This window comes from Planktotalea sp. (genome assembly GCF_965659345.1).
Classification (GTDB): Bacteria; Pseudomonadota; Alphaproteobacteria; order Rhodobacterales; family Rhodobacteraceae; genus Planktotalea.
On the sequence record NZ_CBFHVK010000056.1, the window covers coordinates 1 to 1,142 of the forward strand.

The 1,142-nt window shown below is 52.8% G+C and carries 1 protein-coding gene and 1 pseudogene; both read right to left on the reverse strand.

Translation table 11 applies throughout. The features are described 5' to 3' along the window. Positions 1 to 653 (reverse strand): fatty acid desaturase (locus ACTG3Z_RS17545; protein ID WP_439144287.1); only part of this gene is annotated, 653 nt, incomplete at its 3' end. Positions 654 to 665: 12 nt separating this feature from the next. After that, positions 666 to 1,142, reverse strand: a pseudogene (locus tag ACTG3Z_RS17550) (xylose isomerase); the annotation flags it as partial.

Here is a 1,142-nt window from a genome sequence, read left to right on the forward strand (position 1 = left end):
TAAGCGCGCAGAAATGGCATGCCAAGCAGGTATGGCACCAGCCAGATCTGAACAAGAAGTGTTGTTTGAAACTTCACGCTCAGCGCGAACAAGGCAGTATATAGCATGAGTTGAAGGCGTGCTTCTTTCATGACCTTAGCTTTCCCGCGCGTTGGGACATATGCATCCTCGTTCCTGCGGACTGCATTGCGGATCAGCGTCAGCACACGATCCCGCAGGTCTGGTAAGCCCGAAAGATACACAATGTATTGCCTGAGCGTTTGCGGTTTTTCGCTTTGCAGCTCTGGATCGTGCTCAGGGTCATGTGTGTAGCGGTGATGTGCAAAGTGAAAATATCGGAACCACTCGGGTCCCAGAAACGTGAGAAACCCACAAAGGCGTCCCGTCCAAATATTCAGAGCGTCTGTTTTGAATGGTGTGCGATGTGCCGTTTCATGCAAAAGGTTGAAGAGAAAACAGATCAGGATGCCGAGCATCAGCACAAGCAGCGCTTGAAACGGAGCGCCAAACTCGATCAGCGCAGCCAAGCAAATGATCCCACCAAAGTGTAGTGAAAAACGAACTATTGCGTCACGATCAGTCTGCGCAAGAAGAGCGCGACGCTGTTCGCCTGTAAGGCTGGCGATTAGCGTCTTATGATCGAGTTCGGGCAAAAGACCGCTTTCTCAGAGGTAACGGTTCACGAGGTTTTCAAGTCGTTCCTGACGGCCAGATTGCGGCTGTGGGTCAAGACCACTTGAGAGCACATCATCATGGATTGTGCTCAGGTCACTGTTCAACAGTGCTTTACCCCCTGAACTATCCCAACCCGCATACCGTGCATCACGCGCCGCTTCGAGCTTGCCGTCTTCCAGCATCGCAGCCGCCGCTTTGAAGCCCGCAGCGCAAGCATCCATACCACCTACATGCGCGAGGATCAGATCTTCTGCGTCTAGCGATTGCCGGCGCAGTTTTGCATCAAAGTTCGTGCCGCCCGTCTTAAAGCCACCGGCGCGCAGCACTTCGTAATAGGCCAGCATCATTTCCGGCACGTTGTTTGGGAATTGATCAGTGTCCCAGCCCGATTGATAATCGTTACGGTTCATATCGATGGACCCGAAGATGCCCAGTTCGCGCGCAAGGGCTAGTTCATGTTCAAACGA